Here is a 20,102-nt window from a genome sequence, read left to right on the forward strand (position 1 = left end):
TTTTTTAAGAAAATAGCTGGAGTTTCTGCTCCATTTACTCGATTTTTACCCTACTTTTGGCTAAGATTGCCGCAAATGCAGCTTTGACTGTATCGCTATCTGTTGAAACCTGGAAACTATGTTTTCCGGGTTTTATTGTTTTTGGACTGGTTCAGGGCAAAACCCATGCTGGAAAAATTGTTTAAGCTTAGTGAACACAATACCAACGTAAAAACGGAAGTTGTTGCAGGTATCACCACCTACCTGACAATGGCTTACATCATCTTTGTTAACCCATCGATTCTGAAGCTGGCAGGTATGGATTACGGCGCTGTATTCGTCGCAACCTGCCTTGCAGCAGCTATCGGTACTCTGATTATGGGGCTGTGGGCTAACTATCCGATTGCATTGGCTCCCGGTATGGGGCTAAACGCCTTTTTCACCTTTACCGTGGTGATGGAGATGGGCTACAGCTGGGAATCTGCTCTTGGAGCTGTATTCTTTTCCGGTTTGATCTTCACCGTTCTCAGCTTGTTTAAGATACGGGAGTGGATCATTAACAGTATCCCTCTGTCCCTGAGACTGGGTATCGCAGCGGGTATTGGCCTTTTCCTGGCTCTGATTGCATTAAAGAGTGCCGGTATTGTTGTGGATAGTCCTGCAACACTGGTGACTATGGGTGATCTGTCTGACCCAAGTGTTATTCTGGCCATCGTCGGCTTCTTTATTATTGTGTCGCTGTCTTACCGCCGGGTTCTGGGTTCCGTTATGATCGGTATTCTGGTGGTCACAGTACTATCGATTGTAATGGGGCTTAATGAGCTGAATGGCGTCGTCTCTATGCCGCCAAGCCTTGCACCTACTTTTATGGCGATGGATCTTGCCGGTGCCCTTGAAGTGGGCATGCTGAGCATTATCTTTGCATTCCTGTTTGTGGATCTGTTTGATACCTCAGGCACTCTGGTAGCGGTTGCTCAGCAGGGCGGTCTGCTGGACAAAGATAAGCGCCTGCCACGTTTGGGCCGTGCTCTGATGTCTGACAGTACTGCGACGATGGCTGGTGCTGCTCTGGGTACGTCAACTACGACCAGCTATATCGAAAGTACTGCCGGTATTTCTGCCGGTGGCCGCACGGGTTTAACAGCGGTTGTTGTTGCAGGGCTGTTTTTACTGTCACTGTTTTTTGCACCGTTAGCGGGCTCTGTTCCGGCCTATGCAACAGCAGGCGCGCTGTTTTACGTAGCGGTATTGATGACCGCCGGGCTGGCAGAGGTGGACTGGAAAGATCTGACCGAAGCTGCACCTGTGTTTGTAGCGGCAATTGCGATGCCATTGACGTTCTCGATTGCTAACGGTATCGCCTTCGGCTTTATCACTTATGCCGGTATTAAACTGCTGTCCGGCCGTCGTGAAGATGTATCCCTGAGCGTTCTGATCCTGGCCGCTCTGTTCGTACTGAAGTTTGTTTTCCTTTAATTAATCTTCATACGCTACTGCTTTTGCAGTAAACACAATGCCGACCCATGGGTCGGCATTTGTTTGCCTGGCTTTTGGCCTATGGTTTTTTTCGTGCTGTAAATAATACAACAGCGTTAATAATGCTGCAGGCAGCATCCGTTTCACCATTTAAGGTTTTACCATGACAGATCGTACCGATAACAGCATGAACAATATTGACTATTTGAGATCCGTAATCCGTACGGTACCGGATTGGCCGGAAGAAGGCGTTATGTTCCGGGACATCACACCTCTTTTTCAGAACAAAAAGGCTTTTCGCAAGCTAATTGATACTTTTGTTCATCGCTATTATGACCATGAGATTGATGCCGTAGCGGGTGTTGATGCCCGTGGTTTTATTCTGGGTTCTCCCATTGCTTATGAGCTGAATACCGGTTTTATTCCTGTGCGTAAAAAGGGTAAATTGCCTTTTGAAACGGTTCAGGAAAGCTATGAACTGGAATATGGCTCCGCCACCGTTGAGTTGCATACCGACTCTTTTAAACCCGGTGACAAGGTGTTGCTGATCGATGATCTGATCGCCACAGGAGGTACTATGATTGCCGCTGCGAACCTGATCAAGCGTCTGGGTGCTGAGGTGGTTGAAGCTGCAGCCATTATTGATCTGCCGGATCTGGGCGGTTCTGCAAAGCTGAGAGAGCAGGGTATTGATGTTTATTCAATCTGCGAGTTTGAAGGGGATTAGCGGCGTATATGGGCTGACTTTATTAAGGCGGCCTGTGTTTTACAGCTAATGCTTTAGTCACGTGGAAAACGGGCGTCATGCCCGTTTTATAATGAGCGCTTAGGCGACCTGTTTGGCTTTTTGCCGGTAAGCCACAATATCTTCAATTGTTAATACCGGCATCTGATGCTTGTGGCCAAACCGGATAACTTCCGGTAACCGTGCCATGGTGCCATCCTCATTGGTGAGTTCGCAAAGTACGCCAAAGGGTTTCAGCCCGGCCAGCTGCGCCATATCGACACTGGCTTCCGTATGCCCCCGCCGTCCGAGAACGCCCTTAGTGTTGGCTTTTAGCGGGAAGACATGTCCAGGTTTTTTCAGGTCGGAAGGTTGGGCGTTATCCGCAATGGCTGCCTGAATTGTGGTGACTCTGTCTGCGGCAGATACACCTGTGCTGACGCCGGTAGCCGCTTCAATACTGACCGTAAAGTTGGTGTGATTGGTACTGGTATTATCCTGAACCATCATCGGTAGTTCTAACTGTTTAATACGTTCTTCCGGTAAGCAGAGACAGATAATGCCGGAACACTCTCGGATCATCAGTGCCATCTGTTCATGGGTCATGGTTTCCGCAGCGAAGATCAGATCACCTTCATTTTCACGATGTTCATCATCCAATACCAGAATACCTTGTCCTTTTTGTAACGCTGCAATAGCTCGTTCTACGCGCTGAACAGGTGTGCCGAAAAAGGAAAGATTATGATTTTTTGATGGGTTTTGCTGATTCATGGTAATGCTCTTTTGAGTGAATAATAACCAGAATCAGGGCGGCAAGAGGCATATCTGCTTAACGTGAGGCGTTCGTATCTTCATAGGATACGGCTACCTTTTGGCAGGTATAGCAAAACAGGTAGCCATAAAAAGGCCACCTGTAATTCTCTTTTATCCGGACTATAACCGTCGGCTCTGGAGTTACACCAGATCTGCTTGACCCTGCTGCTGACAAGTCAGCTGCAGGCGCTCGTGGGCTTTCTGTAGGAAACAGATTTACCACCGGTGGGGAGTTTCACCCCGCCCTGAGAATACCGTGTTATATTAATCAAACAGCCATGTTCACCCAAGTGAATAAATTGATCCGAAAAAGAGATTTATTCTATTTCCTGCAATCAGAGCCCGGTTTCCTTCGCCAGACAGATAAAGCGTCGGATATGAGGGTTATCTTCATCCTGCTGGCGTACTCCCAGAAAGATCTGTTTCTGAATGCCCTCTTTTCCCAGCTTTACCAGCGCAATGGGCAGGTTCTCGGCGTATTCCCGTCCTAACCATGCCGGTAGTGTTGCCACACCACGATTGGCAGCCACCATTTGCAGAATGATTTCAGTGGCTTCCAGTGTTTTATGTTTTTGCGGTCGACAATGGGCCGGTAGCAGAAACTGTTGAAAGATATCCAGCCGTTCGATCTCCACCGGATAGGTGAACAGGGTTTCGCTGGCAAGCTGATCCGGGGCGATCCAGGGATGGTTCGCCAGCGGATTGTGCTGATGCACGACTAATACTTGCTCGTAGGGGAACACCGGCTCAAACACAATCCCTTCGCGCCAGATCGGGTCAGGTGTCACTAAAATGTCGATATCGTGGTTAAACAGCGCCGCCATGCCACCAAACTGAAAGCGTTGTTTAACATCCAGATCTACTGATGGATAAATATCCATAAAGGGCGACACTACCTTCAGTAGCCACTGATAGCAGGGATGGCACTCCATACCAATATGCAAACTGCCCTGTTCGTTGCGGGCAAAGCGACTCAGATTTTCATCGATGCGTTCCAGCTGAGGCAGAATGCGTTTAGCCTCTTTTAGCAGATACTCTCCGGCCTGTGTTAGGCGCACCTTACGGCCATCTTTTAGCCATAGAGGGCTGCCAATCTGGCCTTCCAGCTTTTTGATGGTGTGACTAAGGGCTGACTGAGTCAGGTACAGGCTTTCTGAGGCAGCGGTCAGAGAGCCTTGCTTATCAATAGCACGCAGAATATTCAGATGAGTACGTTCAATTATTCTCTCTACATTCCTCTTTGTCGCTATTACCTATGAAAAAAGCTAATGATTTTATGAGAAAGTACCATTATTTTTCATAGATTGCATGATTTAGGCTACAGCCATGGATTGAATAGCGTTGAGATAAGGCGCGAAAAAGACGCAAACTGAGATTTGTAAGGAATTAAAATGGCTTTAGTACACAACCTGGGCTTCCCCCGTATCGGCGCAAAGCGGGAACTGAAATTTGCCCAGGAAGGTTTCTGGAAAGGGGCGTCTTCAGCGGATCAGCTGCTGAGCACCGCAAAATTGATTCGTGCTGCTAACTGGCAGCAGCAAGCTGATCTTGACCTGGTGCCTGTGGGAGATTTTTCACTTTACGACCAGGTGCTGGATATGAGTTTCACCCTGGGGAACTTGCCTGCGCGGGTTCAGGGGCTTGAAGGTAGTGAGCTGGATCGTTACTTTCGCGTTGCTAGGGGGCGTTCGGCCCAGGACAGTGACTGTAACAGTGTGCATGCCGGAGAGATGACCAAATGGTTTGATACCAACTACCACTATATTGTACCTGAGGTGACCGCTGATACCCGATTCAGTCTTAACCCGGAACGTATTCTGACTCAACTGGCTGAAGCGCAGATTCAGCTGGGGTTGGCCAAAGCCAAGCCGGTGATTATTGGCCCGGTGACCTACCTTTGGTTGAGTAAAGCGAAAGATGGTTCTGATCCGCTGGCACTGTTGGATCAGTTGCTGCCGGTGTACAGTGCACTGTTGGAACAGTTGGCGGATGCCGGTGTGGCTTGGGTTCAGATCGATGAACCGATATTGGTGACTGATCTGGATACCCGTTGGAAGCAGGCCTTTGAGCACGCCTATCACACCCTGAAAGCCAATCGGCCCCAGGTGCTGGTTGCTACCTACTTTGGAACACTCCAGGATAATCTGCAGCTGGCCTGCAACCTGCCTGTGGCAGGCTTACATATTGATGGCGTTCGCGGTCGGGAGGAAGTGACTAAAGTTGTGGACTGGCTGCCGGGTCATAAAGTGCTGTCTATTGGCGCAGTGGATGGCCGTAACATCTGGAAGACGGATCTTAAACGTGTTCTGGACTGGCTGGAACCGGTGGCCGCTAAGCTGGGCGATCGCCTGTGGTTGGCGCCCTCCTGCTCATTGCTGCATGTACCTGTGGATCTGGAAAGCGAAGTCTCCGGGGATGAAGATAAGCCCGCGACCCTGGATAGTGAACTGATTCGTTGGTTGGCTTTTGCCCGGCAGAAACTGGTGGAAGTGCAGCTGTTGGGCCGTGCCGTTAATGAAGGACGTGAAGCCGTAGCGGAACAGCTGGCGGATAATCAGGCGGCTATTACCAGCCGTCGACTATCTGAGCGGGTGCATAACCGCTCGGTGAAAGCTGGTGTGGGAGGGGTTACCTCAGGTTTTGGTCAGCGCCAAAGCGCTTATGCTCAGCGAGCGGCCAAACAGGCTGAACGCTTAAAGCTACCGCTGTATCCAACCACAACCATAGGCTCTTTCCCGCAGACCGCTGAGATCCGCAAAGCCCGTCTGGCGTACAAAAAACATGAGCTGAGTGAGGCGGATTATCAGACGCAGATGAAAGCCGAGATCGAACGTGCAGTGCTGGAGCAGGAAAAACTGGGACTGGATCTGCTGGTGCACGGTGAAGCCGAGCGAAACGATATGGTGGAATACTTCGGCGAACAGCTGGAAGGTTATGCCTTCAGTCGCTTTGGCTGGGTACAGTCTTACGGTTCCCGCTGTGTGAAGCCGCCGATCCTGTTTGGTGATATCAGCCGCCCGGAACCGATGACCGTTGCCTGGACGCAGTTTGCTCAGTCCCTGACCGATAAACCGATGAAAGGCATGCTCACCGGCCCGGTAACCATTCTGAACTGGTCCTTTGTACGGGATGATCAGCCCCGCAAAGAGAGCTGTATGCAGCTGGCGCTGGCGATCCGTCAGGAGGTTCAGGATCTGGAAGCTGCTGGGGTGCACGTGATCCAGATCGATGAAGCGGCCCTGCGTGAAGGCCTGCCCCTGCGTCGCAGCGAATGGCAGCATTATCTGGATTGGGCGGTGAACTGTTTCCGTATCAGCGCCAACGGTGTGTCCGATGAAACCCAGATCCACACCCATATGTGTTACTCGGAGTTTAACGACATTATCGAATCCATCGCCCGTATGGATGCTGATGTGATCACCATCGAAACATCGCGCTCCGATATGGAGTTGCTGGATGTGTTTGAAGCTTTTGAATACCCGAATGAGATCGGCCCTGGCGTCTATGATATTCACTCACCGAATATTCCATCCGTAGAGCAGATGGTAAGTCTGATGAGTAAAGCGGCAGAGCGTATTCCCGCAGAACGCCTTTGGGTAAACCCGGATTGCGGCCTGAAAACCCGTCAGTGGGCAGAGGTGATTCCCGCGCTGGAGAATATGGTCGCTGCAGCACGGATACTTCGTCTGCAGACGGCTTCCGGCGAGGCCTCATCACAGGTGCCGGTTCAGGTGCAGAGGGAAGCAGAACCGGTATAAAACCGAGATAGCCTCTGCAATCGCAACCTGAAAATGCACAAAACCCCCGCTATCTGATTCTCTGGGATAGTGGGGGTTTTGTTTGTGTTGATGATCGCTTAGGGGAATCAAGTGCGTATCAGGTAAGAATCAGGGCGCGTTACGCTCAATAACTTCTGGGAGCCAGATCAGGTCGGTAACACCCACATCGATGCCCAGCTGATTAAGCAGAGTGGTCAGCTGCCCTCTATGGTGTGTCTGATGGTTAAAAAAATGAGTCACAGCAAGCCACAGCTCATATTTACGCGTAATAGGGTTCACAATACTGGTGTATCTGAGTTCGTCCTGAAGAGCCTCGTCGGTTAACTGATGGCTCCAGTCGGTTATTTTCTGATCCGTTATTTTGCGGTCAGCCTGAAGCGCTTCAAAATCGGAATGCAGTTCCTGATTCAGTCCTGAAACCTGGAAGGGTTCATTAAGAAAGCGACCCAACCAGATTTTATCGCCCAGTAAGAGATGGTTCAGGGTGCCATGAATGGATTTAAAGAATGCCCCTCTGTCCTCTTTTCTCTCTTGGTCGGATATTTTTGCACAGGCTGCGTAGATGCTTTCATTCATCCAGCGGTTGTAGGATGCAAGATCCCGAGCTTGTTGGGCGTGCATAAAAAGACTCCTTTTTCGACGAATTAAACAAGCCGCTTTATGAAAGGGTTGCGATGCTCTTTACCACCAGTGTATCACTGCTATGGGAAGCTAATGCCTCAACATAGGGCTAATCTGATAAAATCCCTGAAATTTTTAATCAGCGGGATAGACAAGTTATGGCGATTGATCTGCCGGATGATTGGTTGGCAGTGCTGGGCGGTGAGTTCGAACAGCCTTATATGCAGAATCTGAAAGCTTTTTTGGCGCAGGAAAAAGCACAGGGCAAGGTGATCTACCCACACTCCTCGGATTGGTTTAATGCGTTTAAGTACACGCCGCTGGATCAGGTTAAGGTGGTTATTCTGGGACAAGACCCCTACCACGGCCCGGATCAGGCCCATGGTTTGTGCTTCTCGGTGCGCCCTGGAGTTAAAACGCCACCATCTCTGGTGAATATCTATAAGGAGCTGCAAAATGACTTGGGTATACAGCCGGTGAATCACGGTTATCTGACCAGTTGGGCGAAACAGGGCGTGTTGATGATTAATGCGGTTCTGACGGTAGAGCAGGCCAATGCCGGTTCCCATCAGAAAAAAGGCTGGGAGCAGTTCACCGATAAGGTGATTCACATTATTAACGAACAGCTTGATGGTGTGGTGTTTCTGCTGTGGGGCAGCTATGCCCAAAAGAAAGCGGCTTTTGTGGATCAGAACAAACATCTGGTGCTGAAGTCGGTACACCCATCACCGCTTTCCGCTCACCGCGGATTCTTTGGTAATCATCAGTTTAGTCAGGCCAATGATTTTCTGATCTCCCGTGGCAAACAGCCGATCAACTGGCAACTGCCGGAGCAACCGGAAGACTGATCTTTTTTGGAATGGTCATTCAGGAATGATTATGCTTGCTGTGAGCCGATAGAAAAACAAAGGGCGCGAATCGAAAGATTCGCGCCCTTTGTTTGGGGATCTCTTACCCACGAAAGGAAAAACAAGAGGAAAGAAGATCAGATCTCCTGCTTTTCCAGCCCGTAAGGCAGTTCGATCAGGGTTAGTGGCTGATCATCTGCGGTCAACAGTGGCTCTTCCAGTGTGTTATCTTTCAATACCGCTAACAGCTCGGTTTTGCCTTCAGCGTTGATAGCGCTTAATAGCACTTCGCCAGCTTCGGTTTTATCCCCTTCCATCAGACAGATCACTTTATCGCCAACTTTAGCTTCGCCATCACCGACTAATCGCTGCAGACGCTTCTTAACACCGCCGCGATATTGAGCACGGGCGATAATCTCCTGGCCGGTGTAGCAGCCTTTCTTAAAGCTGATGGCACCGGTGGCCTGATAATTGAGCATCTGAGGAATAAACTGATCGGTGTGGCTCTGCTCAAGCAGAATCTGCCCATTTTCGATCTGAGTCAGATTCCAGGCGGCTTCGGATACCGGTGTCAGCGTGTTGTCAAAAAGCGTCTTCAGAGTCTCAAAGCTGCACAGGCCGATACTGCGCCCGGTCACTCCGGGAAGGGCGAAAATATTAACATGCTCTGCGGTGGCATCTGCATGGTTAAAGCCGATAACCGCGATCTCATCGGATCTGTCCTCAAAGGTGCAGCGGTACAGGGGCGCAAACTTGCTCAGGTTGGTTTGGGTCGTTTCCAGTGTTGAGCGTGGCAATAACAGCAGCAGGCCTTCCGGGTGGCGCACCACATAAAACGTCGCGTAGGGGCGGCCTTTAGGTGAGGTCAGCAGAGAAAGGCGCAGTTCACCTTCCGGCAGATCCTCAATCTTCTGACTGGCTTGACCGTGCAGCATTTTGGCTGCCATATCGCCTTTAATCAGAAGTACCCCCATACGGGCTAGTGGACTGAAGGTGCTGGTGGTGCCGAGCTTTCTTGCCTGTTCCTGTAACGAGATCTCTATCGCGGGCAGTTCTGTGTGGCGATTAGTACTTGTGCTTGCTTCCATAAAAATCCGGGCTCCGGTGCTATGATGGAACTTTTTTCTAAGATTGGTTTTCCAAGTCCTGTTTTCAACCCTTACCCTACTGAAAGCCTAGGATTTATTTTTGATACTCTTAAGTAAGCTGTTAGGAATCGACCGGCATTCATGATGTATAACCCTGTTACGCAAATCGTGACCAAAGCCGGCCCAGTGCTGGTGGCTTCGCTTATGTTGTTGTTGCAATGTATGGCGGGTCTGTCGTCGCAGGCTGATTTGGCTAAACCTCAATATTTGGTTGATACACAAAATTTGGCTAATACAGATCATCTTTCCCCGCAGGTATCTTTGATGCGTCAAGCACATCAAAAGCATTCTGCACCGGCAATGAGTTGCTGTGATGATGGCCTACAGCCGATCACATTAGCGGATGTTCAGTTAATTGCTCTATTACTGTTGTTTGTCTTACTGCTGAGCTTTGACCTTCTTCGCGTCAGTGGTCGGATAATTCCCACGCTTTTCTCTCCTAATCGACGGTTACATCGACTGTATTGCTGCTGGCTGAATTAAAAATCCTTGCGTTACGTCATAACGTTGAACACAACACTTTGAGAGCAATTTCACGCAGCCTGTATGTTTGTTAGGGCTGTGGTTTTTCAATGCAAATGCATTAATGTCAGTGTAAGGATTAACCCGTGCCAATATTGTTAAAGCGTGTTTTGATGGCGGTTTTATTCACCGTAACCCTATCTGCCTGTAGTGAACATGGTAAAGAAAGCGGCGAGAGTATGGGTGGCGTTGATAATAACAATGCTGATCGCTGGTATACCGAGTCAATGGTAAGCCAAGGTAAACCGCTGTATCAGGCGAATTGTGCCCAGTGTCATGGTGGTTTTGGTCAAGGCAACCCCGACTGGCGTAAACCGGCTGATGATGGTCGTTACCTACCGCCGCCACTTAATGGCACCGGCCATGCGTGGCATCACTCCCTTGATCAGTTACGGGGTGTGATCAAATATGGCCGTGGGCCAGATGTGCCTTCTGACATGCCCGCCTGGGGTGAGAAGCTGTCGGATGAGGAGATCAATGCGGTGATGGCTTGGTTTCAGTCCCGTTGGCCGGATGAGATCTATCAGGCCTGGAGCCGACCTAAGCATTAAACAGAGTCGTTTAGGTTGGTAAAAGCTTGACCCTAAAGTTTTCTTTAGGGTTTAAGCTTTATGTTTGCTCTGTTATGCGAACGGTGTTTCGCTTTTCCCGACTATTTTGTATGGTGTGCTTTATTTTGTCCGGTGCGCTCGGTGAGCCACGGGTAGCTCTGGGTTCAGATTTTTATAGAGGGGATTATTGTGAGCAAAGAAGTGGTTATTACTCTGGAAGGTTTATCCTGTAACGGTTGTGTGAACTCGGTAATCACCGCCCTGATGATGGTGGATGGCGTTGAGCAGGCTGATGTGACGCTTTATGAAGCCCACGTTACCGGCACGATGAAGGTAGAAGATCTGATCGATGCGGTGGAAGAAGCGGGTTTTGATGCGGAAGAGAAAAAGGATTGAGACTAAAAGTCTTAAGGACCAATGGTTTTAAACTATCTGTTGTGACCTGTATTTGTGATCCGGCTTAGGCCGGATCTGCTGTTTCTGATAGCCAGGAATTTTACTCTCTTCCCTGATCGGGTGCGATTTGAGCGAAGTGAGTCGTTTGTGAGGAAAGGGGTTATGCCTGTCACCAATAAAACCGATCAAGGGCAAACATACCGTTTTGCCCTGCGCGGAATGCACTGTGCCAGCTGTGTGCAGCAGGTACAGAGTGCGCTGGATCAGCTGGAAGGTATTGAGAAAGCTGAGGTTAATCTGCCGGATCGTTCTGCCAGTGTCCTTGCATCGGTGGAACCGGCGAAAGTGATTGCGGCGGTTGAAGGGGCCGGCTTTGGTGCCACCTTGCTGGATGATGACTACGGCGAAGATGAACGTCAGGCAGAAGAGCGCACCCACTACCATCAGCAACTGAAGAAAACCGCCGCCGCGCTGGCGCTGGGTATTCCACTGATGGCGATGATGTTCTGGGACGGTATGCCGATGCTGAATCATGCATCCGGGCAAATATTCTGGCAGATCACCGGGCTTATGACACTGGCAGTGATGGTTTATTCCGGTGGCCACTTCTATCGGGGGGCATGGGCCGCGTTTAAAAATCACTATGCCAATATGGATACCCTGATCGCTTTGGGTACGGGAACCGCCTGGCTGTTCTCGATGCTGATCTCCCTCTGGCCGGATCTGGTGCCGGAGCAGGCCCGTCATGTCTATTTTGAAGCCGCCGTCTTTATTATCGGTCTGGTCAATCTGGGGCAGGCGTTAGAAAGCCGGGCCCGGGGTCAGGCCTCCCAGGCGATTCGTAAGCTATTGACTCTACAACCGGAAACGGCCCGTCTGATCCGAAAGGAAGATGGTGAAGAGGTGGATATGCGCATCGAGTCGATCCAGAAACGGGATATGATCCGGGTGCGTCCGGGGGAAAAAATTCCGGTGGATGGCAAGGTGATGGAAGGGGAAACCCGGGTCGATGAATCCATGCTGACCGGCGAGCCGATGCCCGTGAGTAAAAAGAAACGCGATGAAGTCACTGCCGGTACATTAAACCAGAGCGGCACCATTCGCATCCGCACCTTGCGGGTTGGCAGCGATACTGCGCTGGCGAAGATTATCGATCAGGTGCGGCAGGCGCAGAATGCCAAACCGGCACTGGGCCGATTGGCGGATAAGATCGCCGCGGTGTTTGTGCCCACGGTACTGATTATCGCGGTGCTGACGGCACTGGCCTGGTTTAACTTTGGCCCGGAACCGGTTTCCGCTTATATGCTGGTGACCACCATGACGGTGTTAGTGATCGCTTGCCCCTGTGCTTTGGGCCTGGCGACGCCGATGTCCATTATGGTGGGTGTGGGTAAAGCGGCGGAGCACGGTATTCTGATTCGCCGGGGCGATGCCCTGCAGCAGGCGACAGAAGTGGATGTGGTGGTGCTGGATAAAACGGGGACGGTCACTCAGGGGCATCCCGAAGTGACGGATCTGGTGCTGCTGGCTGCAGGTAAAGCACAGGGCTTCACGGAACAGGATCTGCTCAGACTCGCTGCCAGCCTGGAAGTCGCCTCCGAGCATCCACTGGCCCAGGCGATTGTAAACCAGGCGAAGCTTGAAGGTGTTTCCATCCAGGAAGCCAGCGATATTAAGCCGGTAGCCGGGCAAGGTATTCAGGGACAGTTTACTGAACAGGGTTCTTCTGATGCTTCGCCGGATCATATGGTTAGCCAGCGCTTACTGTTAGGTAACAGTGCCCTGATGGAGCACTTTAAGCTGGATCCGGGGGCTGCCAAAGCCAGGATGCAGGCTCTTGCAGAGCAAGGTAAAACTCCGGTGCTGTTGGCGGTGGGTGAGTCTGTGGTCGGGGTGTTAGCGGTTGCTGATCCTGTGAAAGAAGACTCGAAAGCTGCTATTGCCCGCCTGAAAAAACAGGGTGTGACCGTGATGATGCTGACCGGAGACAATCCTATAACGGCTCAGGCAGTGGCGAGCGAAGTGGGTATTGATCAGGTGATCGCTGAGGTCATGCCGGATCATAAGGCTAATGAGATCCGTAAGCTGCAGCAGCAGGGGCTTAAAGTGGCTATGGTGGGTGACGGTATCAATGATGCACCTGCATTGGCTCAGGCGGATGTGGGTATGGCGATTGGAACGGGAACCGATATCGCCATTGAGAGCGCAGATTTGACGCTAATGCGGGGTTCTCTACAGGGGATCGCTGATGCCATGGAGATCTCTTCACTGACCGTGAACAATATCAAGCAGAACCTGCTGGGGGCTTTTATCTATAACGGTATCGGTATTCCGTTGGCCGCTGGGGTGTTATTCCCCCTGTATGGTTTTTTACTGAATCCGGCCTTTGCCGGGGCTGCCATGGCGATGTCATCGGTGACAGTGGTAAGTAACGCTAATCGTTTGCGGCTGAAAAAGTTGTCGGTAGATGCATAACCCTCTGTCGGCGGATAATAGGTGGATAAACAGCGGAGATACAGATAATGAGTGTATTGGTAAATCTGACTGGTGCGGTGCTGATCGGGTTGGTGATCTGGTGGTTTTGGCTGAAGCGGCCAAACTCGGGTCAATAGCGTCACTGAATTTTAAGTAATGATAAAAAAACGGGAGCTGCTTGGCTCCCGTGTCCTATCAGTTATGTCAGATTGCCTCGGTTAGAGGTTGCCTGAGTAAACGGACTAGCAGAGTTCTATGCTATTCGTTAGCACTATTTCAAGCGCTCGACACCGATCATTTTGAGAAGCTGTTTCTCATAGAAGGGCTCAGGGTTGCCGGTTTTCATTTTGCGGATAAAGTATTTCTCAAAAGCTACCTTCGCCAGGTGTACCCATTTTCCTTTTTTAAACCAACTGACGTTGCGCGGTGGGATCTGTGGAATGGCAACAAAAGCTGCACCCGTATCGCCCATATCCGCAAGGCATATAGCGTTCCAGGTAGCCTGTGCTTCAGGTTCTTTACCTTTCAGTACGGCATCCAGGTTCTCAACAATGGCAGTGACCATAGACTCAATCATATAGCCGGTTTTTGGTACGCCAGTCGGTACAGGTGTCACTTCAGTCGGAGCAATGGCGATGCAGACACCTGCGGACCAGATGTTGCTATAGGCTGTGCTGCGCTGATGGTCATCAATTTTAACAAAGCCCCGTGGGTTACAAAGATCCGGGACATTTGCGACACAATCTACACCTTTAAACGCGGGCAGCATCATTGAGTGCTTAAATGGTAACTCATGTTGTTTGATGACTTCGCCGCTGTCGTTGTGCTCATCGACATACATGGTGCCTTCTTTAACTTTAGATACTTTGGCGTTACAGATCCATTTGATATGGTGAGCACGTAACTCAGATTCGAGCATCGACTTAGAGTCACCAACGCCACCTAAACCCAGATGACCGATATAGGGTTCGCTGGTGACAAAGGTCATGGGTATCTGGTCGCGAATTTTACGGTTTTGCAGCTCTTTATTCAGTATGAAAGCGTACTCATAGGCAGGGCCGAAACAACTGGCACCAGCCATGGCGCCGACAATCACCGGGCCGGGATCTTCGCAAAGTTGCTCAAAATCCTTGTAGGAGTCCAGGGCGTGGGGCAGGGAGCAAACAGATTGTGTATATCCGCCATGGGGGCCTGAGCCTTCAACTTCATCAAAGGCGAGTTTTGGACCGGTCATAATCAGCAGGTGATCATAGTTAACGGTTTCGCCATTAATCAGGGTCAGGCTATTGCCTTCAGGGCTGATGGTGTCCACCGCCTGAGGGATAAAGCTTATGTTGTGTTTCTGAAGGTGAGGGGCAATTTTGAAACTAACCTCTTCTGAGTCACGCCAGCCAACGGCTATCCAGGGGTTGGATGGGACAAACTGAAAGTAGTCCCTTTCGTTGATTACGGTAATCTCATGAGATTTATCCAGTTTGTGGCGCAACTCGTACGCCGCTGCCATGCCGCCGGTTCCGGCACCTAGAATAACGATATGAGCCATCGCAGGCCTCCTTTGAGGTGAAAGGCGTTATTTATTGTTTTCTTATAAGCCTGCGATCTATCTTAGTAATTTTCTATTATATTAGTAAAGTCAAAATTAGTGTTTTTTGAATTTATCGCCCCAAACTTCTTTTAAACGATTATCACGACCACAGCTGCTTCGGTAAAAAGTATACCGAATAGGATTTTTCATATAGTAATCCTGGTGATAGTCTTCTGCCGGATAAAAAGTACTTGCAGGCTTAATCTCAGTCTGAATTTTCTGATTAAAATTTTGCTGGTGCTCTGCCTTACTTATTTCAGCCAGGCGGCTCTGTTCATCATCCAGCGGGTAGATGCCTGAGCGGTACTGTCTACCGGCATCGCAAAATTGGCGATTGACTGCGAAAGGGTCAATGTTCACCCAAAAGATATCAAGCAATGTTTGATAGCTGACAACCTCAGGATCATAAATGATCTCTACAGCTTCAGTGTGACCTGTCATACCGGCAGAAACTTCCCGGTAAGTTGGATTCTGTTTATGGCCATCGGTATAACCGGATGTCGTGCTGATAACCCCTTCAGTGCTATCGAAAGGCGGCTCCATGCACCAAAAGCACCCTCCGGCAAAAATGGCTCGGGCTTCTTTAGCCTGGCTGACAGGGCTGATCAGTAAGGTAGCGGAGATAAAAAAAAGAGCGATAACTTTTCCGGTTACAGAGGAAAGGTGCCGAGCCATGGATGATGACGTTTTCATAGAAAAACTCCTTAGATGATAACCAGGAATACGCAATAGCCAGGCTAATGGATTCAGGTTTTCACTGTTTGTCCGTTACGGGTGTTCCGTTCCAGCGCTTGAGAGATTGCTGGAGCAGGCTCATATCCAGTGGTTTTGCCAGAAAGTCCTGCATACCGGCATCAAGGCAACTTTGCCGGTCAACCGTCATGACATTGGCGGTTAATGCGACAATGGCTGTGTTTCTGTTGGGGCCACTACCCCGCCTGATCTCCTGGCTACAGGTCAGCCCGTCCATCACCGGCATCTGACAGTCCATCATGATAAGGCTGTACTTTTTCCCATGACACATTTCTAGGGCAATCCGGCCATTCTCGGCAAGCTCGGTTTCATATCCCATTCGACTGAGAATGGTGGTGATCAGCTTTGCATTCACTGGGTTGTCTTCTACGACTAATACGGACTCAGACTCGAGGGCTACAGAGCTTATCTCGGAGGGTATCTGCCCCCGTGCTGAAGAAGCTATCAGCTGTTCTTGTTTTATCTGAACCGGAATATTGAACCAGAAAACAGACCCTTGTCCGGGCGTGCTCTGTACGCCAACCTGTCCATTCATAGCGGCGATAATCTCCCGACATAGAGAGAGGCCAAGCCCACTGCCACCGTAGTGTCGGGTGATGGAGCTGTCCGCCTGAGTAAATGGCGTAAACAGTTGCTTCTGCACATCCTCAGAGATACCGATACCCGTATCTTCAATCTCGATATGCAGAGTGCTTTCAATTCTTTCCATAGAAGCTGACGAAGCCTGCTCCAGTGGGGTGTCGGGTAATATCAGGCGAATACGTAACGTAATACAGCCCGTTTCAGTAAATTTTACGGCATTACCCAGCAGGTTGATCATAACCTGCTGCAGGCGAAGTGGGTCGCTGATGATCTCTTGTGGCTGGTTTGGTGCTATATCCAGTACGAAGTCCAGTTTTTTTTCTGTCAGACTGGCATTGATGACTGAGCGCGCATTTTTAGCACAAAGAATCAGGTCGAAGGCTTTGGCTTCAATGGGCATCTTTTTCTGCTGCAGCCTGGAAAGATCCAGAACATTATTGATCAGATTTAACAGAGCCTCTCCGGAGGCATTGATATCTTCCAGAAGAGAAGCGGTGCCTGGCAGCTTCTGAATCTCCTTTTCCATCTTCAGAAGCGCAATCGAGCCAAGTATTCCATTGAGCGGGGTTCTTATTTCATGACTCATATTGGACAGGAAGTAGCTTTTACTTTGGTTTGCAGCTTCAGCTTTCAGCGCAAGTCGTTGATTCCGGCGCAGCTCCAGGTAGTTGATCAGTGTGAATATACCGGCTACAGCCAGAATGCTGATCAGGAGAAAGACAACCCAGCGATAATTTTCCTGAACTTTAACAGCAAAACGGCTCTCGGTTTCAGATATGGCTGAAGCGATCGTTCGTGATGAGTGCATAAAGCGTGGGATAAAACTCTGCATACGCTCAACGTAGCGTTTGGCCTGCTCTGGGGTCAGGGTTTCAAGGTCATCTTCCAGATTGATCATAATGGTCTGCAGGTGTTCAACTTCTGCGAGTATATCTCCGTCAAGCTGTTCGATGAGTTGGCGAGTGGTGCCGGAGGAGATGATATTGATGCGACTCCAGAGAATCTCCATACGAAAGCTGACATCATCGGACTGGTCTGCCGATGGCGTAACAATGAATGTATTCAGCTCGTTGATCAGCCTCAGAAGCTCAACTTCAATCCGGGTACTGTTCCAGTAACGTTCGTCTTTGGTCAGCATGGAGAACTCTTCGATCTCTCTTTCCAGCCGAAACAGAGATGCTGCAATAAAGAACACCAGCACGATAAGGCTTAAAGCCAGTACCACAGGTTTGATCAGGCCTGAGCGTCTATTTTTTATCACGACAGCAGCACTCCAACGGCGGAACAGCAGATTATCTAATCTAATTTACAACAAGTGTTTTTAATTGCCAGATGGCGTGGGCCTGATAGGGAGGAATATTAATGGCAGGTTGATCAGAGAATGGGTAAAGAACCCAGAGGGGCCCCTTGTCTCGGATACGCATTCTTTTTCCGTCTATGGCATAGGCGATAAAAGCACTATGTTCAATAAGGGTCTCAACGGCTACCTGAATAGCGTAATCGTTGAGGGCGATCATCGTAACGTGTTTACCTTTAGGGTCAATTTGCAAATGTTTCATCAGATCTTTGAATGTCACGGATGAGAAGGTATGCTCTTTATCGGTCCAGATCGTTTTGGTACGAACCTGAGTGGTTGGAAGGGCTTTGAATTCGGCTAATGTAAAGCTTACTGAGGCATCTTCACTTTGAACCGTTAATATCGGGCGCTGTGCCATCGCATCCAGGGACAAAAAGAGCAGCAACAACGTCATAAACGCAATTCGAGCTAAATATCGCCAGTCTGACATAGGGGTTGCCTTCATAGATCAGACTCCTACGTGTTTCGTATGATGATTTGTAACTATTTTATATTTTTCAGGCGAAAAAAAACCGGCCACTGAAATAGCAGCCGGTTAGGCAATTCCGAAGAATTTTAACCTAAACTTATGCTGCGAAGTTAGCCGCTGCAAAGTCCCAGTTCGCCAGAGCCCAGAAACCTTCCAGGTACTTAGGACGAACATTACGGTAGTCAATGTAGTAAGCGTGTTCCCACAGATCAACTGTCAGCAGAGCTGTTTGACCGGCAGTCATTGGCGTACCCGCGTTGCTGGTGTTAACGATTTCCAGAGAACCGTCAGCGTTCTTAACCAACCAGGTCCAGCTGGAGCCGAAGTTGTTTACAGCTTTGTCGTTAAACTCAGTCTGGAAAGCTTCGAAAGAACCCCATTTGGCATTGATTGCATCTGCCAGAGCGCCAGCTGGTTGGCCGCCACCGTTTGGAGACAGACTGTTCCAGTAAAAAGTGTGGTTCCAGATCTGCGCTGCATTGTTGAAGACAGGGCCGGCAGGTGCAGCTTTGATGACTTCTTCCAGTGTTTTACCTTCAAACTCAGTACCCGGAACCAGACCATTCAGTTTGTCCACGTATGTGTTGTGGTGTTTGCCGTGGTGGAACTCCAGGGTTTCAGCTGAGATGTGTGGCTCAAGTGCTGATTTGTCATACGGCAGTGCAGGTAATTCAAACGCCATGGTTGTTTTCTCCATCAACTCACGTCAAAAAGTATGAAGTTATCGTATACGATACTTCGACCATTTTTTTTCAGATTTTGATTGCCGGATCTTAGCGCCACCGGCAAGCATCTGTTTTAAAGTGCGTAAATAATAGCACTTCATTTGCGGGGTTTCTATTTCTGAGTGGAACAGTTGGATATTATTTGGACGGAAAAAGTTGTTAAAACTCAGGCTATATTAGCCTGTGGTGCATTTATTTCCGTAACCCGATGTAATAATCTTATCAGATGTATAGCATGGTATTGCACCGGTGGGACGTGGTAGTGCATTGGTGAATTTTGCGTTAGCTGAACTGAATTTTATATAAAACTGGCCCGGATCCTGAATATGTCACCTGATAATATGAAAATTACTGCCCAGCGGGATGAGCCCGCACCAACCCGGCCTGGAAAACCAGGGGGCACAGGTCGCAGCAGTAAATACGTGCTTTGGCTTGTTGTCGCTTTATTGGTTGGGGCTATTGGCGTTGCTCTTTATCAGAATACTCAACTGTCAGGTGCACTCAAACAGCAGCAGGCGAGTCTGGAGCAGGCAACGCAACGTATCCAGTTATTGGAAGATGAGTTAGTGGCCACAGGGCGGGATCTATCCCAGTCCGGCAGTACCCTGAAAAAACGTTTGAAAGACTCTGAGCATGAGATTCGCAAGCTTTGGGATCTGAGTAATAAACGTAATAAGGTTGATATCGCCCAGAATAAAAAGACCTTGGATACACTTGCTAAAGCGCTCAAGGAACTGGAAGCGGCCCAGAAAGGACAACTGGCTGCGCTGGCTGATGAGAAGGCTGTCCGGGAAAATAAAGACAAAGCCCTACAGACAGAGCAACAGGTATTTAATGGACGGCTGGTGGCGATCTCTTCAGATCTTGCTGAGGCAAGGGCGGCGCTGGAAACTTTGCAGGATAAGCAATCCCGTCTGGATGCAGGGCTGGATGATCTTAATTCTGAAGTGAAGGATGTTAAGTCCCGCCTGAGTGATATGAAACAGGAGCAGGCAGGCCTTGGTAATGAAGCTATGCTGAACGTTAAAGAAACCTTGAGTGTTTATGGTGAGCGCCTGGATGCTATTGACGCTTCCCGTCGTCAGTTGACCAGTAACGTTACCCGCCTGAACACCGATGTGAACCGGCTGCAACTGGAAATGAAAGGGCTGATAAAGAATAACTCTCCCTCAGCGGCAGCATCTGCCCCCGCTCAATAAGGGCCGCTTATGAGTATGAAAAGGACGGTTCGCCGTCCTTTTTGCATTTTATGGCGTGGAGGTTTTGTTTTAAACGTAGCCATTAGCCATACATCCTGCT

General features: G+C 49.6%; 18 protein-coding genes and 1 riboswitch. Of the genes, 9 read left to right on the forward strand and 9 right to left on the reverse strand.

The window, feature by feature from the left end; translation table 11 throughout:
- The first annotated feature begins 165 nt into the window (after nucleotides 1-165).
- Together BTA35_RS14000 and BTA35_RS14005 are read left to right on the forward strand one after the other, a co-directional pair.
- The gene (locus BTA35_RS14000; RefSeq protein ID WP_078320443.1) at nucleotides 166-1,455 is read left to right on the forward strand and encodes an NCS2 family permease; all 1,290 of its coding nucleotides are present in this window, start codon (nucleotides 166-168) and stop codon (nucleotides 1,453-1,455) included.
- 163 nt (nucleotides 1,456-1,618) lie between these two features.
- Nucleotides 1,619-2,182: an adenine phosphoribosyltransferase gene (locus BTA35_RS14005; protein WP_238377604.1), complete on the forward strand. Its 564-nt coding sequence runs from the start codon at nucleotides 1,619-1,621 to the stop codon at nucleotides 2,180-2,182.
- A 99-nt stretch (nucleotides 2,183-2,281) separates the two neighbouring features.
- Here the strand turns inward: BTA35_RS14005 and ribB are convergent, their stop codons facing one another.
- A complete protein-coding gene (gene ribB / locus BTA35_RS14010) occupies nucleotides 2,282-2,950 on the reverse strand; it encodes a 3,4-dihydroxy-2-butanone-4-phosphate synthase (RefSeq protein ID WP_078320444.1) in 669 nt (222 codons plus the stop codon).
- Between the two features lie 141 nt (nucleotides 2,951-3,091).
- Nucleotides 3,092-3,249, reverse strand: a riboswitch (FMN riboswitch).
- 78 nt (nucleotides 3,250-3,327) lie between these two features.
- Nucleotides 3,328-4,242 carry a LysR family transcriptional regulator gene (locus tag BTA35_RS14015; RefSeq protein ID WP_338013016.1) on the reverse strand — a complete coding sequence of 305 codons (915 nt, stop codon included), beginning with the start codon at nucleotides 4,240-4,242 and terminating at the stop codon, nucleotides 3,328-3,330.
- Between the two features lie 141 nt (nucleotides 4,243-4,383).
- Here BTA35_RS14015 and metE point away from each other — a divergent pair, with 141 nt between their 5' ends.
- A complete protein-coding gene (gene metE, locus BTA35_RS14020) occupies nucleotides 4,384-6,750 on the forward strand; it encodes a 5-methyltetrahydropteroyltriglutamate--homocysteine S-methyltransferase (protein WP_078320446.1) in 2,367 nt (788 codons plus the stop codon).
- A gap of 129 nt (nucleotides 6,751-6,879) precedes the next feature.
- Here metE and BTA35_RS14025 read toward each other — a convergent pair whose 3' ends face one another.
- Entirely contained in the window at nucleotides 6,880-7,392 is a 513-nt protein-coding gene (locus tag BTA35_RS14025) for a DinB family protein (RefSeq protein ID WP_078320447.1), read from the reverse strand.
- Between the two features lie 158 nt (nucleotides 7,393-7,550).
- Here BTA35_RS14025 and ung point away from each other — a divergent pair, with 158 nt between their 5' ends.
- Nucleotides 7,551-8,240, forward strand: coding sequence for a uracil-DNA glycosylase (ung, locus tag BTA35_RS14030; RefSeq protein ID WP_078320448.1), 690 nt, complete (start codon nucleotides 7,551-7,553; stop codon nucleotides 8,238-8,240).
- 137 nt (nucleotides 8,241-8,377) lie between these two features.
- Here ung and ygfZ read toward each other — a convergent pair whose 3' ends face one another.
- The gene (gene ygfZ, locus BTA35_RS14035) at nucleotides 8,378-9,328 is read right to left on the reverse strand and encodes a CAF17-like 4Fe-4S cluster assembly/insertion protein YgfZ (protein WP_078320449.1); all 951 of its coding nucleotides are present in this window, start codon (nucleotides 9,326-9,328) and stop codon (nucleotides 8,378-8,380) included.
- A gap of 141 nt (nucleotides 9,329-9,469) precedes the next feature.
- On the opposite strand from ygfZ, the gene BTA35_RS14040 reads away from it, so the two are divergent.
- The 4 genes from BTA35_RS14040 (at nucleotide 9,470) to BTA35_RS14055 (ending at nucleotide 13,332) form a co-directional block, all read left to right on the forward strand.
- Entirely contained in the window at nucleotides 9,470-9,871 is a 402-nt protein-coding gene (locus BTA35_RS14040) for a hypothetical protein (RefSeq protein WP_139363669.1), read from the forward strand.
- 125 nt (nucleotides 9,872-9,996) lie between these two features.
- Nucleotides 9,997-10,461 (forward strand): c-type cytochrome, encoded by a 465-nt coding sequence (locus BTA35_RS14045; RefSeq protein ID WP_238377605.1) that lies wholly within the window; start codon nucleotides 9,997-9,999, stop codon nucleotides 10,459-10,461.
- 189 nt (nucleotides 10,462-10,650) lie between these two features.
- Nucleotides 10,651-10,857 (forward strand): cation transporter, encoded by a 207-nt coding sequence (locus BTA35_RS14050; RefSeq protein ID WP_139363670.1) that lies wholly within the window; start codon nucleotides 10,651-10,653, stop codon nucleotides 10,855-10,857.
- Nucleotides 10,858-11,019: 162 nt separating this feature from the next.
- Nucleotides 11,020-13,332: a heavy metal translocating P-type ATPase gene (locus BTA35_RS14055; RefSeq protein WP_078320453.1), complete on the forward strand. Its 2,313-nt coding sequence runs from the start codon at nucleotides 11,020-11,022 to the stop codon at nucleotides 13,330-13,332.
- A gap of 271 nt (nucleotides 13,333-13,603) precedes the next feature.
- On the opposite strand, the gene BTA35_RS14060 is transcribed toward BTA35_RS14055, so the two are convergent.
- The 5 genes from BTA35_RS14060 to BTA35_RS14080 form a co-directional block, all read right to left on the reverse strand.
- On the reverse strand, nucleotides 13,604-14,875 hold the full coding sequence (locus tag BTA35_RS14060) for an NAD(P)/FAD-dependent oxidoreductase (RefSeq protein WP_078320454.1): 1,272 nt from the start codon (nucleotides 14,873-14,875) through the stop codon (nucleotides 13,604-13,606).
- 96 nt (nucleotides 14,876-14,971) lie between these two features.
- Nucleotides 14,972-15,610 carry a peptide-methionine (S)-S-oxide reductase MsrA gene (gene msrA / locus BTA35_RS14065; RefSeq protein WP_103989759.1) on the reverse strand — a complete coding sequence of 213 codons (639 nt, stop codon included), beginning with the start codon at nucleotides 15,608-15,610 and terminating at the stop codon, nucleotides 14,972-14,974.
- Nucleotides 15,611-15,671: 61 nt separating this feature from the next.
- Complete coding sequence (locus BTA35_RS14070) at nucleotides 15,672-17,513, reverse strand: ATP-binding protein (RefSeq protein WP_139363671.1); 1,842 nt, start codon at nucleotides 17,511-17,513, stop codon at nucleotides 15,672-15,674.
- 40 nt (nucleotides 17,514-17,553) lie between these two features.
- Nucleotides 17,554-18,054 carry a putative pterin-binding protein gene (locus BTA35_RS14075; protein WP_139363672.1) on the reverse strand — a complete coding sequence of 167 codons (501 nt, stop codon included), beginning with the start codon at nucleotides 18,052-18,054 and terminating at the stop codon, nucleotides 17,554-17,556.
- A gap of 121 nt (nucleotides 18,055-18,175) precedes the next feature.
- The gene (locus BTA35_RS14080) at nucleotides 18,176-18,760 is read right to left on the reverse strand and encodes a superoxide dismutase (protein ID WP_078320457.1); all 585 of its coding nucleotides are present in this window, start codon (nucleotides 18,758-18,760) and stop codon (nucleotides 18,176-18,178) included.
- A 369-nt stretch (nucleotides 18,761-19,129) separates the two neighbouring features.
- Between BTA35_RS14080 and BTA35_RS14085 the strand changes: the two genes are divergently transcribed.
- Nucleotides 19,130-20,002 (forward strand): coiled-coil domain-containing protein, encoded by an 873-nt coding sequence (locus tag BTA35_RS14085; RefSeq protein ID WP_078320458.1) that lies wholly within the window; start codon nucleotides 19,130-19,132, stop codon nucleotides 20,000-20,002.
- Nucleotides 20,003-20,102: the final 100 nt, after the last annotated feature.

Origin of the sequence: Oceanospirillum linum, assembly GCF_001995095.2 — a bacterium.
Lineage (GTDB): Bacteria > Pseudomonadota > Gammaproteobacteria > Pseudomonadales > Halomonadaceae > Oceanospirillum > Oceanospirillum linum.